The sequence below is a fragment of the Shimwellia blattae DSM 4481 = NBRC 105725 genome (genome assembly GCF_000262305.1).
Taxonomy (GTDB): Bacteria; Pseudomonadota; Gammaproteobacteria; order Enterobacterales; family Enterobacteriaceae; genus Shimwellia; species Shimwellia blattae.
Window position 1 is genome coordinate 752,334 of sequence record NC_017910.1, and the last position, 13,121, is coordinate 765,454.

Annotated in this window: 13 protein-coding genes; 3 read left to right on the forward strand and 10 right to left on the reverse strand. The window is 58.4% G+C overall.

Translation table 11 applies throughout. The features are described 5' to 3' along the window. Window positions 1–47 precede the first annotated feature (47 nt). The 10 genes from cutC to EBL_RS03610 all read right to left on the reverse strand — a co-directional run bounded on the left by cutC (window position 48) and on the right by EBL_RS03610 (window position 9,798). Window positions 48–3,437, reverse strand: coding sequence for a choline trimethylamine-lyase (gene cutC / locus EBL_RS03565; RefSeq protein ID WP_002442200.1), 3,390 nt, complete (start codon window positions 3,435–3,437; stop codon window positions 48–50). Between the two features lie 23 nt (window positions 3,438–3,460). Continuing rightward, window positions 3,461–4,615 carry a 1-propanol dehydrogenase PduQ gene (locus EBL_RS03570; protein ID WP_002442202.1) on the reverse strand — a complete coding sequence of 385 codons (1,155 nt, stop codon included), beginning with the start codon at window positions 4,613–4,615 and terminating at the stop codon, window positions 3,461–3,463. Window positions 4,616–4,630: 15 nt separating this feature from the next. Further along, complete coding sequence (locus EBL_RS03575) at window positions 4,631–4,888, reverse strand: EutN/CcmL family microcompartment protein (protein ID WP_002442204.1); 258 nt, start codon at window positions 4,886–4,888, stop codon at window positions 4,631–4,633. Between the two features lie 25 nt (window positions 4,889–4,913). Continuing rightward, complete coding sequence (locus EBL_RS03580) at window positions 4,914–6,506, reverse strand: acetaldehyde dehydrogenase (acetylating) (protein ID WP_002442205.1); 1,593 nt, start codon at window positions 6,504–6,506, stop codon at window positions 4,914–4,916. Window positions 6,507–6,559: 53 nt separating this feature from the next. Next, entirely contained in the window at window positions 6,560–6,838 is a 279-nt protein-coding gene (locus EBL_RS03585; RefSeq protein WP_002442217.1) for a BMC domain-containing protein, read from the reverse strand. Window positions 6,839–6,850: 12 nt separating this feature from the next. After that, the gene (locus EBL_RS03590) at window positions 6,851–7,135 is read right to left on the reverse strand and encodes a BMC domain-containing protein (protein ID WP_002442227.1); all 285 of its coding nucleotides are present in this window, start codon (window positions 7,133–7,135) and stop codon (window positions 6,851–6,853) included. Window positions 7,136–7,152: 17 nt separating this feature from the next. Beyond that, a complete protein-coding gene (locus EBL_RS03595; protein ID WP_001540796.1) occupies window positions 7,153–7,431 on the reverse strand; it encodes a BMC domain-containing protein in 279 nt (92 codons plus the stop codon). A 442-nt stretch (window positions 7,432–7,873) separates the two neighbouring features. Further along, window positions 7,874–8,392, reverse strand: a complete 519-nt coding sequence (locus EBL_RS03600) for a FidL-like protein (protein WP_002442231.1) — start codon at window positions 8,390–8,392, stop codon at window positions 7,874–7,876. After that, window positions 8,389–9,204: a winged helix-turn-helix domain-containing protein gene (locus tag EBL_RS03605; protein WP_002442233.1), complete on the reverse strand. Its 816-nt coding sequence runs from the start codon at window positions 9,202–9,204 to the stop codon at window positions 8,389–8,391. Before EBL_RS03605 ends, EBL_RS03600 begins: the two co-directional genes overlap by 4 nt. 21 nt (window positions 9,205–9,225) lie before the next feature. After that, window positions 9,226–9,798 carry a TetR/AcrR family transcriptional regulator gene (locus EBL_RS03610; RefSeq protein WP_002442236.1) on the reverse strand — a complete coding sequence of 191 codons (573 nt, stop codon included), beginning with the start codon at window positions 9,796–9,798 and terminating at the stop codon, window positions 9,226–9,228. A gap of 373 nt (window positions 9,799–10,171) precedes the next feature. Between EBL_RS03610 and asrA the strand changes: the two genes are divergently transcribed. From asrA to asrC, 3 genes are read left to right on the forward strand one after another with little or no spacing between them, the layout of a single operon-like run. After that, window positions 10,172–11,215, forward strand: coding sequence for an anaerobic sulfite reductase subunit AsrA (gene asrA, locus EBL_RS03615; RefSeq protein WP_002442237.1), 1,044 nt, complete (start codon window positions 10,172–10,174; stop codon window positions 11,213–11,215). A 3-nt stretch (window positions 11,216–11,218) separates the two neighbouring features. Next, window positions 11,219–12,037: an anaerobic sulfite reductase subunit AsrB gene (gene asrB / locus EBL_RS03620; RefSeq protein WP_002442239.1), complete on the forward strand. Its 819-nt coding sequence runs from the start codon at window positions 11,219–11,221 to the stop codon at window positions 12,035–12,037. 10 nt (window positions 12,038–12,047) lie between these two features. Further along, window positions 12,048–13,058 carry a sulfite reductase subunit C gene (gene asrC, locus EBL_RS03625; RefSeq protein WP_002442241.1) on the forward strand — a complete coding sequence of 337 codons (1,011 nt, stop codon included), beginning with the start codon at window positions 12,048–12,050 and terminating at the stop codon, window positions 13,056–13,058. Window positions 13,059–13,121: the final 63 nt, after the last annotated feature.

Consider the following 13,121-nt stretch of genomic DNA (forward strand, 5'->3'; position numbering starts at 1 on the left):
CAGCCCGGGGGAGAACCTCCGGTTATGTCAAATGCGGCAGTCAGAAATTAAAATTTCTCAATCACCGTGCGGCTGATGATTTCGTCCTGCACCTCTTTGCACAGCTCAACGAAGTAGGCGCTGTAACCGGCAACGCGCACGATAAGGTCGCGGTATTTCTCCGGCTCCTGCTGCGCCTTTTTCAGCACTTCGTTATCCACATAGCTGAACTGCATCTGGCCGTTGCCGAGGATAGACGCGGTACGCAGCAGCGTAATCAGACCGTGGCGGCCCTCCTGGGTATCCAGCAACCCTTTGAGGAACTTGAAGTTATGCACCATGCCGATGTTCATGGTCTCCACGTTCATCTTGCTGACCGACTTGATAATCGCCGTCGGGCCTTGTTTATCCGCGCCCTGGGTCGGGCTGATCCCGTCAGAGAGCGGCATCCACGCCAGGCGGCCGTTGGGGGTGGCGTTGGTCAGCTCACCAATTGGCGTGTTGTTGGAGATGGACAAGGTGCCGTGGCTGAGGGTGGAGTAGAGCATCTGGTATTTGCGGCACTCTTTCTCGGTCCACTCGGTAATATCCAGCGCATACTGGTCGGCATAGTTGTCGTCGTTGCCGTATTTCGGCGCGTTCAGACAGTCGCGGCGCAGCGCTTCATAGCCTTCAAAGTTCGCCAGCAGCGCATCGCGAATCTGTTCGAGGGTGTATTTGCGCTCGTCGAACACCAGCTTGCGGATGGCCGCCATGGAGTCCACATAGGTCGCCAGCCCTGAGAAAATCAGCCCCGGCCCGTGGTTGACCATAGCCCCCCCGGCGGCAACGTCTTTGCCGCTCTCCATGCAGCCTTCCACCAGCAGGGACATCAGCGGTTTGGGGGCCACATCGCGGTGAACACGCTGGCTGATAACCGTACCAATGGCCGACAGGCGCACGATATGGGCAATCTGCTGTTTTACGGCCGCGTCGAACGCTTCAAACGTGTTCAGGTTTTGCAGCTCACCGGTATCCAGCCCCTGGTAGCTGTCAAATAGCACCATCCGCCCCCGGTTGAGCACAAACTCAATGGCGATAGGCCACTGGGTGTAACCGGTGGAGGTCCACTGGTAGATACGCCCGGATTTCTGGGGCTCCACGCAGCCCATCAGGCAGTAGTCGCGGGCGTCTTCAAAATCGAAACCCTTGCGCAGCATCATTTTGATGTGGGAGTCGTCAAAGTGGCAGGCCGGGAAGCCCATACCCGCTTTCACCACGTCGACGATTTTTTCCATATATTTCTGGGGCGACTGGTTGTGGATACGGCAGGCCAGCGACGGCTGGTACACCTTCACAAAGCGCACGGCATCCATAATCAGGTAGGTCAGATCGTTACAGGCATCCCCGCCGCTGCGCTTCTGGCCGCCAACGGTCAGGTTGATAAACGGCTGATAACCGGCGAAATATTTGGCCCCCAGCTCGCTCGACATCCACATCAGTTCGGCGCATTTGATAATAAACGCCTGTAACAGCTCCAGGGCGGACTCCCGGGTGAGGCGGCCTTCGCGGATGTCGGCTTCGAACATCGGGTAGCAATACTGGTCCACACGGCCCAGGGAGAGCCCGGTCTGGTTCTCTTCAATTTCAAACAGCGATTCGACAGTCCAGATACTCTGCAACGCTTCCTGCAGGGTTTTCGGCGGGTTTGCCGGGACATTCTCGTTCACATCGGCAATGGTCAGCAGCTCGGCCCGGCGCCGGGCGTCTTGCTCTTTCACCGCCAGTTCGCGGGCGTGGGCGGCAATGCGGCGGGCGTAACCCATGACCCCTTCGCAGGTTTCGATTGCCGCTTTGTAGTAGTAGATACGGTCGATATCTTCCGGGTTTTCCATGCTCAGGCAGGCCAGGTGCGCCTCGGCATCGGCTTTAATGCCGTTCATCCCTTTGGTGAACAGTAAAACGTCATAGCCCGGGCAGGTGTCGCCGCCGCCGTTGATCTGGTGGTAGGAGAGATCGCTGACAAAGGTCTCGCCGCTGAAGGCCCAGACCCCGGCTTCACGGTACTGCGCTTCGCAGATCTCATCCAGTGAGCGGCCTTCCCAGAAGGGGACAATCTCTTCGCGGATGGTTTTTTTATCCGCTTCGCTGATGTCGAAGGGATCCTGTGCCCGGGTGCTCATGGTGTCGAGCTCGTCGCGGACCCAGCGCCAGGCGATATCCGGTGAGAAGGCACCCGCGCGCGGCTTGCCGCACGGATGGCCGACAATAAGCTCATCGTCCTGAATCAGAATCGGCGCGGTTTCGCAGGCGTGGCGGAAGGCTTTGGCGCGCAGCAGAATGGTCGGCATGCCCGGGTTGGCTTTTACCACCTCGGTAAAGGCCAGGGCGCGATAGATAGACACGCTCGGGCGTACCGTCAGGTAGTGGTCACGCAGGCGCTGCATGCGCGGCGTTAAGCCTTCCATGACCGGCGTACTCCCGGTACTGGCGGCAAATGGCGCACTGGCGGGCTGCTGCACGCCGCTAAACAGCCGCACCGGCAGGTTCAGGGCGCTGAGGTTACGCTGGGCGCTGATAAACAGGGCGGAGAGTTCGTTGGTGGCGGCGTTGTCGAGGCTGGCACCGTGGATCATGGCATCAAGCATCGGGTAGCCGTCGGTGGCGCAGGCGGCGCGGACTTCACTTAACTGGGCCAGTTTAAACCACAGGCACTCGACTATCTCATAGGCCTGGTCGGCGGTCAGTGCGCCGCTGCTGATATCGCGCTGATAGTAAGGCAGCAGGGCCAGATCCGCCCCCTGCGGGTTCACCGCGTAGCTGCCGTTGTCCAGCTGTAGCGCCAGCTGGAACAGATAAAACGCCTGGCAGGCTTCTTTAAAGTTGCGGGCCGGGTGGGCCGGAACATGGCGCAGCATGGCGGCGCTTTCTGCCAGCTCGGCTTTGCGGTAAGCATGGGTTTGCCCGGCGGCCAGCTGTTCGGCGCTGTTAGCCAGGTTCTGCGCCAGCGCCAGCAGCGCGTCGCAGGCGTAGACCGCGGCGCGGCAACCGTTCACCTCATCCATGCCGCTGCGGCTGACGGCGCTCCCCAGGGCGCGGGCTTTCTCTTCCAGCTGATGTTTGATAGCCAGAACGCCTTTTTCCACCACCAGTTTGTAGTCTGGTGAGTCCAGCTCGCTGTTGAGGTTAAGAAACTGAAAGACCGACGGGCGGCGGGTGGCGCTTTCATCATGGAAAATCGCCCCGTGCGGTTTGCGGGTCTGGTCGCCAACGATAAGCTCATCGGCGCTGACGCTCAGCGGCAGCTGGCGCATCAGCTCAAAGAAACGGCGCGCCGGTTTCACGGCGGCGGGGATCCCGGCGATATCGCCATCCAGGGCGCTGAGCACGGCGGCATGTTCGGTGCACAGGGTGCTGGCGTGTGAGAGTAAGCGGTCTGCCAGCACTTTGACGCGCGGCGTTAAGCTGTAGTGTGCCATGTAAGGTTCTCCAAATCTTGTTGTCAGTGGCCCTGTACGGGGGTGCCGGACCAGGCCTGGCGATAAAGCCCGGTTAAGGCGTTGGCGTCTGGCGTGCGTGGGTTGGTCGGGGTGCAGCTGTCCCGCAGCGCCTGGCCTGTCATCTCTGGCAGGCGGCGGTTGAACTCCGCCGCGTCAATGCCGGTGTCGGCAAGGGTCGCCGGCATCTCAAGGGTCTCTTTTAAGGCCTGAATGGCGACCAGCAGGCTGGCGACCCCCTGGCGCGGCGTGCTGGCGGGCAGCGCCAGCAGGTGGGCCAGACGGGCATATTTGTGTGCCGCCGGGGTGTCGCACTGGCCGTGGAAATCGGCGTTCCATGCCACCACTTCTGCCATCAGCAGGGCGTTGGCGCGGCCGTGGGGCACGCGAAATACCCCGCCCAGGGCGTGGGCCAGGCTGTGGGTGATCCCCAGCGACGCGTTGGTAAACGCGATACCCGCCATGCAGGAGGCGTTATGCATTTTTTCGCGGGCCTGCAGGTCGCGGCCGTTACGCCAGCAGGCGGGCAGATAGCGGAATACCTGCTGGACAACGCTCTCTGCCAGCGCGTCGGAAAAGTCGCTGGCCGCGCGGGAAACGTAGGCTTCCAGGGCGTGGCACAGCACATCCATACCGGTGTCGGCCGTGATGGCCGGTGGCACAGAGGCCACCAGCGTCGGGTCGAGAATGGCGATATCCGGCAGCAGTGAGGGATCCACCAGGACCAGTTTTTCCGCCCCGGCTTTCACAACCGAAAAGGCCGTGACTTCCGAGCCGGTGCCGCTGGTGGTGGGGATAGCCACGAAGCCGGGGCGCGGGCGATCCTCACGGGGGCGGGTTTGCGCCAGGGTGAAAATAACCGCTTTGGCCGCGTCGATAACCGAGCCGCCGCCGAGTGCGATAACCAGATCCGGGTAGTGGCTGTCCATCAGCGTCATGCCGCGTACCACGGTGGCGATATCCGGATCTGCCACCACATCGTCCCAGACTTGCCAGGCGATGCCGCGTGCGCTCAGCAGGGCCGTTACGCGCCCGGCAAGGCCAAATTTCACCATGGCCTGATCGGTCACCAGCAGCACGTTGCGGGCGGAGAGCTCGTTCAGCACCGAGAGGGCGTCCTGGCCGAAGCAAATCCGTGGTTTTAGTAAAAATTCACTCATGGGGTTATTCACTCCTCAGGCGTCCCGAAACACGTTCTCGACAATGGCGACCACCGACATCGCCTTGTAGCGGTCTTTATTGAGCGCGAAATACTCCTCCGCCAGCACGATGTCGTGCATTCCTGCGCCAACGCTGTCGACGGCGACCCAGGTCTGGTCTTTCATCGGCTGCTGGTTGTCATCTAACCGGGTGACTAACAGCAGGTTGCTGCCGCGCAGTTCATCGCACTTTTGCGTGGCGACCACATGGCCGGTTACCTTTGCGAGAATCATTGTTTTATCGCCTTATATCAGGGTGTTATTTACCAAGGCGTTCCAGTACCTGGCGGATAACACGTTCCACGTTTTGCTCGTTGATGTCGTTTGTCGCCTCAGTGGCGGCGCCTGCTGTGGCGAAGCGGTCATCGCTGCCGGTGGCGGCGCTGATCGGGGCCGTGAAGCGCGCGTCATCAAGAATGCTGGGCTGCGGGCAATGTGCCGGGGCGGCCATGGCGGGCTGGGGCTCCGGGCGGCTGCCTGGTGCGCGCAGCTCATCAACCGAGCGCACCCCGTAGCCCACTTTGCGGATATTGAGCAGGTTCAGCGGGCCGACGTTGTCTGAGCTTGAGCCACCGCCTACCGCACCACAGCCGAGGGTGAGCGCCGGGGAGATGTTGGTGGTCGCGCCAATCCCGCCCAGCGCTGCCGGGGTATTGATCAGAATGCGGTTGACCGGTTTTTCAAGGCAGAACTGGCGGATAACGTCCTGGTTGCGGGTGTGGATCACCAGGGTATGGCCGAGCCCTTCATTGGTCAGCAGCTCTACCACGCGGTGGCAGGCGGCTTTCCAGTCCTCTTCCACATACAGGCCGAGTACCGGGCACAGTTTTTCACGCGAGTAGGGGTTTTTCGGGGATACGGTGGACTGCCTGGCGATCAGCACTCTGGTGCTGGCCGGGACACTAAAGCCCGCCATCTGGCTCAGGTGCAGCGCGGTTTTGCCCACCACTTGCGGGTTGATGGTGCCGTTGGCGCGCAGCAGCAGTGCCGCCATTTTCGCCGCCTCGTCGTCGTTCATGAAGTAAACGCCCTGGGCTTCCAGCTCCCGGTGTACTTCGTCGTAAATGCAGCGCTCCACAATGACCGACTGCTCAGAGGCGCAGATAACGCCGTTATCGAAGGTTTTGCTGGTGACGATATCTTTCACCGCCTGGTGAATATCGGCGCTGCGCTCAATAAACGCCGGGCCGTTACCCGGGCCTCCGCTGATGGTCGGGGTGCCGGAGGCATAAGCCGCGCGCACCATGCCTTCACCGCCGGTGGCGAGGATCAGCGAGACGTCTTTGCTGTGCATCAGTTCGGAGGTGGCATCGAGCGTCAACTGGGTGATGCCGTCTACGCTGCCTGCCGGTGCGCCTGCCGCCTGGGCTGCGCGTTTGACGATTTCAATCGCTTTCAGGCTGCACTGGCGCGCCCCCGGGTGCGGCGAGAAGATAATCGCATTACCGGCTTTGAGGGCAATCAGCGCTTTGTAGATAACGGTGGAGGTCGGATTTGTTGAGGGGACCAGCGCACAAATCACGCCCAGCGGCACGCCCACATCCATCACTTTTTTTACCGGGTCGTCATGAATGATGCCTACGGTCTTGATATCTTTGATGGCGTCGTAGACGCGCAGCGACGCGAAGCGGTTTTTCAGCACTTTGTCCTGCCAGTTGCCAAAACCTGTCTCTTCCGCGGCCATTTTCGCCAGCGCTTCGGCGTGGTGCGCTGCTTCCTGGGCCACGTTTTTCACGATGGCGTCGATTTGCTGCTGCGAAAAGGTGGCCAGAATCGCCTGCGCCTTTTTGGCGTTGCGCACCAGTTCCCGCGCGTTCTGCCGGGACTGCAAATCGTTATCCAGTTCAATCATGAGTCTATCCTTCATCAGACGAAAAGAGTGGGGACGGGGCGTGCCCTGTCAGGTCATGCTTTGTGCTGCGCCGCGATTTTTTCGATATCGTTATGCGGGCGCGCAATGACGCGGGAGGTGACGACTTCGCCAATGCGTTTCGCCGCTTCCACGCCGGAATCCACCGCGGCGTTCACCGCACCGACATCGCCTTTCACCATGGCGGTGACCAGGCCGGAGCCGACATTTTCATAGCCGATAAGCTCCACATTGGCGGCTTTACACATGGCGTCTGCGGCTTCAATACAGGCCACCAGACCTTTGGTTTCGATAAGACCAAGCGCTTCTTTCATCAGGTTTCTCCGTTAGTCGGCAATTTTGTAATGCGAGACGATTTTGTTGATGTCGTTGTGCGGGCGGGCGATAACCAGTGAGGTCACCACTTCGCCAATGCGCTGGGCTGATTCCACCCCGGAATCCACCGCCGCTTTCACCGCGCCGACATCGCCTTTCACCATGGCGGTGACCAGGCCGGAGCCGACGTTTTCATAGCCGATAAGCTCCACATTGGCGGCTTTACACATGGCATCTGCCGCTTCAATACAGGCCACCAGACCTTTGGTTTCAATCAGACCTAATGCATCACCCATTTGTGTTCTCCTGGCCCTCAGGCCTTGTGTTTAATGACGATTTTGTTGATGTCGTTATGCGGACGCGCAATCACCAGTGAGGTCACCACCTCGCCAATGCGCTGGGCAGATTCCACCCCGGAATCCACGGCCGCTTTCACTGCGCCGACGTCGCCCTTCACCATGGCGGTGACCAGGCCGGAGCCGACGTTTTCATAGCCGATCAGTTCGACGTTGGCGGCTTTACACATGGCGTCTGCCGCCTCAATACAGGCCACCAGACCTTTGGTTTCGATAAGCCCCAATGCATCACCCATCGTGATTTCCTCCAGAACAGGTTTTGTGGTTCGGGAAAACCGTCCGCGTAACGGCATCAACACGCGGAAGCGGCGTTCGGAATTCACTATAGGGGATGGCGGGTGAAGTGAAATATAAATCCGTAAACGGCACTGTTTTAGATTTTAATTCTGAAATTTAGCCATTTTTAGCGCTGTATTTATGTGTCTGTGCTGTTTTTGCGGATGGTATTTGTGTGGCGATAAGGCGTTTTTTCAGGCGTTTTACGAACGGGGAAGTAATGTTAACGGGATGCTAATTTATTGCCGAAGTGGCGTAACATACCCGCCAGATAAGTGTGGTTATGGTCATGTTTTGCGGTGCAGGGCTAAATGCAAAACGTGCGCTTTCCTCCCGGGGAAAATAGCAGGGAAAAGCGCAGTGTGAGCGGGGACTCATTTTCCCCGCCGGGGGCTGGCGGGGTTAATCGAGGGTGCTGCCGGATTTCAGGGTGCAGATATAGAGTGGCGAATTGATGGAGCTTAACAGGATGGCCTTGTCGTTAAGCTTTTGCGCGTTAAGGAACAGACCGTCGTGGCTGTCGGACATCTCGCGCATGAAGTAGTCGAAGATGACATCGGGTGATTCGTCAATTGACGAGGCGCTGGACGCCCACTTCCTGATGCGGTAGTGGCGCTCGGTCGCGGAGATACGTTTGCTGCTGTAGTCGAACTGCACGTAGCGCTGCAAATAGCGGTGACCGGCGGCAGAGTCGGTATAGCCTTCCACCACCATGGAGCCGTGGCCGCTGGCGCCGAAGCTGAAATGGATATTGCCGTTGACGTTCTCTTTCCCCATGTCTTCAAAACGCATGATGGCTTTGGTGGAGCAGCTCATTGCGCCATCGCTCGGGTCCGGCAGCAGGCGCCAGGCGCTGAAGCTGGCCGCGGCGATAAACACCAGGGCAGAAAGGGCGAAAAAGGAGCGGGGGGCTAATTTCATTGCGGCTTCCAGGCATAGTAAAAGTAGTTATCGCAATAGCTAAACGGGTTGTCTTCGTGCATGGCGCAGTGGGCGAGGAACACCCGGCCAAGGCCGTTGGTCTCCAGCCGGTCGCCGTAGAAGAAGACGAAACGCTCCCCGGGCCTGCCGCCGATGCGCAGGCGCTGGCGCACCTGGTCAAAATTCCTGACGTAAGCATTGGCTGAGACTGAGCGCAGCATCTCGTCACTGGCCTGTAGCTCGCACTGGCTGTGGCTGATGTGTGTCAGGCTGATAGGGCGCGCCACCCGTGCGCTGACAAGCGTAAACACCACCAGCAGCAACGCCATGATCAGCAGGCAGCCACCGGCGAGATACCAGCACCTGGCGCGGGAGTGCCAGCGGGCGGCGGGCGGTGTCCGGGGTTCTGCTGCGTCTTGCGCCACCAGCGGCTCTGGCGGGGCAGCCGGGGCGGCCGGGGCCACAGGGGCAGGCGGCGCGTCGGCCAGTATTTCGATGCTGAGATCCTGGTTGAGTTGCAGCATGCCGCGCGACACGGTGACGATAATGTTATCGATATCGTAGTGGCGGAAGGTTTTTCGCAGCATGCTCAGATACTGGTTGAGATTGCTGTTGGAAGAGGTCAGCCCGTTATCGTCCCAGACTTTTTTCAGCACCTCATCGCGGCTGACAACGCCGGTGTGGCGCAGGAAAAAATAGAGTAGTGCGCTGGCAGTGATGGATAGCTGGCTATCCGGTTCATCGCTGTCAGGTAGCGTCAGTGTGCCGTCCGTTGCATCATAAATAAGACGGGCATTGATGTTGTAGCGCATCGCGGCCTCAATCTACGTGCTTCACGTGGGAAGCGTCATTTTTGTCAGATTATTCACCAGTGACTGGCGGTGTTCACGGCTCATCGTGCGTCCTTCGGTGAGCTCTGATAACCAGATACCATCGGCGGCATAGCGCACCAGGGTGCCGGTCGGGCCGTTGTCGAGTGCATCCCCCCGGGCCAGGTGCCCCAGCATCCAGTCGCGCCAGCATTTGCGCAGTACCGGCTCGTCTGGCATGGCCAGCGACAGTACCATCAGCTGGCGGCTTTCGTGGGTGCCGGTGAGCGCCGGGTTGGAGAGATAGCGTAAATAGGCGCGGGTAAAGCGCCCGTGAGTGATGTTGTCGGCGGCCATCAGCTCGCCTATCGCCTGCTCCATAATGTCCAGCAGCCGGGTGAACAGGGCGAAGATCAGCGCCTGTTTATTCGGAAAGTGGTACAAAAGCCCGCCCTTACTGACCCCGGCCTCGCGGGCGACAGCATTGAGCGAGAGCGCGGCAATACCGTCGCGCCCGGCAATCAGTGCTGCGGACTCAAGCAACTGGCGGTGCAGGCGGATAGGGTCTTTTTTACGGTGCTGGGTTTCCGTGGTCATGGCGAAATCATACCGACCAGACGGTATGATTCTTTTTGATCACTATCAATATGAGAAGAAGCTGACCGGGCGGGATAGCGTTATTGGGCGAAGGCTCACAAACTGCTTATCCGGGGGGGCTTACCGGCAGCCATGAGCATTTACCCGGCACTTTTTATCTTTATTTATAATTTGATCTGGCCCGGATTTTTATCCTGTGACTGTCGGAATTTTATGATAGCCATCACTTTATATTTTTTATGACCGGTAATTATTTTCTGGTTAATTGTTTTAGTGGTATGCAGAACCATTTTTTTATATTAACCGGCACCCGGTGGCGAATGTTACCCTGCTAAAAGATGAATATCTTTTAAAAATTGTCACGGAGTGAACCATGGCTATTAAAATAACGCCGGAAGAGTTTAATGTGCTTATCCGGCGGCTGAGCAAAAATCAGCGTGTTTTTGCCCCTTCAGCAGAGTTTCGCGGCGGGCGGTTTTCTGATACAGATAATGTTATTTATCATGAGATTAGCGACTGGGGAGAGCTGGTATGGAAAGAAAAATCCCATATGTCGCCCAATACGATCCTCGCCCCAATCACTGAGACCCTTTTCTACTTTAATAAAGACACTATCCAGATAGCCGATGTCGACACCACGCCGGTAGTTATTTTTGCCCGCGCCTGCGATATTAATGCGCTTTCCCGTCTTGATTATATGTATTTAACGAATGGGAATAATTCCGATTACAGTTACCAGCGTATTCGCGAACATATTCACATCATTTTAATGGAGTGTGAAGCGAGTTTTGAAAACTGCTTTTGCGTATCCATGGGGACCAATAAGACCGACAACTACAGTGCGGCGATGCGCTTTAGTGACGCAGGCGCAAGCGTCAGCCTGAATGACACCTTCCTGGAAGAGGCGCTGGCCGGGCTTGGGGAGCCGGTTGACTACACCCCCGGGTTTGTCAGCGAAAACCCGGTGAAGGTCGCCACCCCGGATAGCCAGTGCGATGACCCGCAAAAAATCCGCGAGATTCTGATCAATCACCCCCTGTGGGAGGAATACCATAAGCGCTGCATCAGCTGCGGGCGCTGCACTGTCAGCTGCCCTACCTGCACCTGCTACAGCGTCTTTGATGTGGCCTATGAAGAAAACCCACAGCGCGGCGAGCGCCGCCGCCAGTGGGCCAGCTGTGTGGTTCCCGGCTTTAGCGATATGGCAGGGGGGCACGGCTTCAGGGAGAAAGCGGGGGAGCGGTTGCGCTACCGCGCACTGCATAAAGTGAACGATTACAAGTCCCGCAACGGCATTGAACACATGTGTGTGGGCTGTGGACGCTGCGACGATCGTTGCCCTCAGTACATTAAGTTCTCTCTTATTATCAACAAGATGACTGACGCAGTCCGCCAGTCTGTGGATAAGGAAGCCTGATTTATGTCGCACTGTTCCTGTCAGTCTCACAAGCAGCACAGCCTGTTGCCCGCTGTGCACCGTATTCTCTCTATTACCCGGCATACCCCTCTTGAGTGGAACTTCCGCGTTGCGGTGGATTACCCGGCGCAACTGGGGCAATTTGTTGAAGTCTCCCTGCCTGGCGTGGGTGAGGCGCCGATTTCCGTTTCGGACTGCGGCGAAGGCTGGATGGATCTGCTGATCCGCAAAGTGGGCCAGGTGACTAACGCGCTGTTTACCCTCAAAGAGGGCGACAATGTCTGGCTGCGTGGTTGTTACGGCCATGGCTACCCCCTGGATGCTTTTAAACACAAGCCGCTGCTGATTGTGGCCGGGGGCACCGGGGTTGCGCCGGTCAAAGGGCTGATGCGCTATTTCGTTGAACACCCGGATGAAATTGCCAGCATGGATATGATCCTGGGTTATAAAAACCGCGACTGCGTGCTTTATAAAGAGGAGATGGCCGGCTGGTCGGGCAAACATAACCTGATCCTCACCCTCGACGAAGGCGAAGCCAGCGACGCGTACCAGATTGGCCGGGTAACCGACCGGTTACAGGAGCTGGTGCTGCGCTCGCCGGAAACGATGCAGGCCATCGTGGTGGGGCCGCCGGTGATGATTAAATTTACCGTACAAATGCTGCTGGAGAAGGGGTTAACCGCAGAGCAGATCTGGGTGGACTACGAACGCCGGATGGCCTGCTCAGTAGGGAAATGTGGCCATTGCCGTATGGGGGATATCTACGTGTGTGTTGATGGCCCGGTATTTAACTACGCCACCGCGCAGGCATTCGCGGACTGAGGAGCACGCCATGAGCATTGATGTTGATATTATTAAAGCCCGGGCGAAGAACGAATATCGCCTGTCGAAAGTACGCGGCGAGGCGATGGTCAGCGTGCGTATCCCGGGGGGGATCCTGCCTGCCCACCTGCTGACCGTTGCCCGCGATATCGCCGAGACCTACGGTAACGGGCAAATCCACCTGACCACCCGGCAAAAGCTGGCGATGCCCGGCATCCGCTATGAAGATGTGGACAAGGTGAACGCGGCGCTGGAGCCGTTTATCCGCGAAATCGAAATGGAGCTCTGCGAGGTCGACGTCGCCGATCCTAAAGCGGGTTATCAGGCCATTGGCGGGCGGAATATTGTGGCCTGCCAGGGGAACCGCATCTGCCAGAAGGGCAATACGGACACCACCGGCCTGGCTTACCGGCTGGAAAAGCTGGTCTACCCCAGCGACTACCACCTGAAAATTGTGATTGCCGGTTGCCCGAATGACTGTGCGAAGGCGTCAATGGCGGATCTGGGCATTATTGGCGTGGCGAAAATGCAGTTCCACGCGGATCGCTGTATCGGCTGCGGGGCGTGCGTTAAAGCCTGTAGCCACCATGCGGTTAACTGCCTGGCGCTGAAAAACGGCAAAGCGGTGAAGGAAGCCTCTGCCTGTATTGGCTGTGGCGAGTGTGTGCTGGCCTGCCCGACCCTGGCCTGGCAGCGCAGACCAGAGCAGCTCTGGCAGGTTCGCCTGGGGGGCCGCACCAGTAAGAAAACCCCGCGAGTGGGGAAAATTTTCCTTAACTGGGTCACTGAAGATGTTATCCGCCAGGTGATTGTTAACCTGTTTGAATTTGAAAAAGAGATGCTTGACGGCAAACCGGTGTACCTGCACATGGGGCACTTAATCGACAAGGGCGGATACCTGCGCTTTAAACAGCGGGTGCTGGACGGGGTAACCCTGAACCCGGATGCCATGGTCGCTGAGCGTATCTACTGGGCGGAAGATGAATCGGTCGCGCGGATCCACGTAAAACCGGTCGCGTAACGGCGGATACCCGAAGGTAAACCACACAGGGGGGCATTAGCCCCCCTTCCTGTTTCTGGCGCC

What these genes read in the sequence shown, in the direction of transcription:
- EBL_RS03580 (WP_002442205.1), bottom strand. Translation starts at nt 6,506, where the DNA reads ATGATTGAACTGGATAACGATTTGCAGTCCCGGCAGAACGCGCGGGAA.
- EBL_RS03600 (WP_002442231.1), bottom strand. Translation starts at nt 8,392, where the DNA reads ATGAAATTAGCCCCCCGCTCCTTTTTCGCCCTTTCTGCCCTGGTGTTT.
- EBL_RS03610 (WP_002442236.1), bottom strand. Translation starts at nt 9,798, where the DNA reads ATGACCACGGAAACCCAGCACCGTAAAAAAGACCCTATCCGCCTGCAC.
- asrC (WP_002442241.1), top strand. Translation starts at nt 12,048, where the DNA reads ATGAGCATTGATGTTGATATTATTAAAGCCCGGGCGAAGAACGAATAT.
- EBL_RS03575 (WP_002442204.1), bottom strand. Translation starts at nt 4,888, where the DNA reads ATGATTCTCGCAAAGGTAACCGGCCATGTGGTCGCCACGCAAAAGTGC.
- EBL_RS03605 (WP_002442233.1), bottom strand. Translation starts at nt 9,204, where the DNA reads ATGCGCTACAACATCAATGCCCGTCTTATTTATGATGCAACGGACGGC.
- EBL_RS03590 (WP_002442227.1), bottom strand. Translation starts at nt 7,135, where the DNA reads ATGGGTGATGCATTAGGTCTGATTGAAACCAAAGGTCTGGTGGCCTGT.
- EBL_RS03585 (WP_002442217.1), bottom strand. Translation starts at nt 6,838, where the DNA reads ATGAAAGAAGCGCTTGGTCTTATCGAAACCAAAGGTCTGGTGGCCTGT.
- asrB (WP_002442239.1), top strand. Translation starts at nt 11,219, where the DNA reads ATGTCGCACTGTTCCTGTCAGTCTCACAAGCAGCACAGCCTGTTGCCC.
- asrA (WP_002442237.1), top strand. Translation starts at nt 10,172, where the DNA reads ATGGCTATTAAAATAACGCCGGAAGAGTTTAATGTGCTTATCCGGCGG.
- cutC (WP_002442200.1), bottom strand. Translation starts at nt 3,437, where the DNA reads ATGGCACACTACAGCTTAACGCCGCGCGTCAAAGTGCTGGCAGACCGC.
- EBL_RS03595 (WP_001540796.1), bottom strand. Translation starts at nt 7,431, where the DNA reads ATGGGTGATGCATTGGGGCTTATCGAAACCAAAGGTCTGGTGGCCTGT.
- EBL_RS03570 (WP_002442202.1), bottom strand. Translation starts at nt 4,615, where the DNA reads ATGAGTGAATTTTTACTAAAACCACGGATTTGCTTCGGCCAGGACGCC.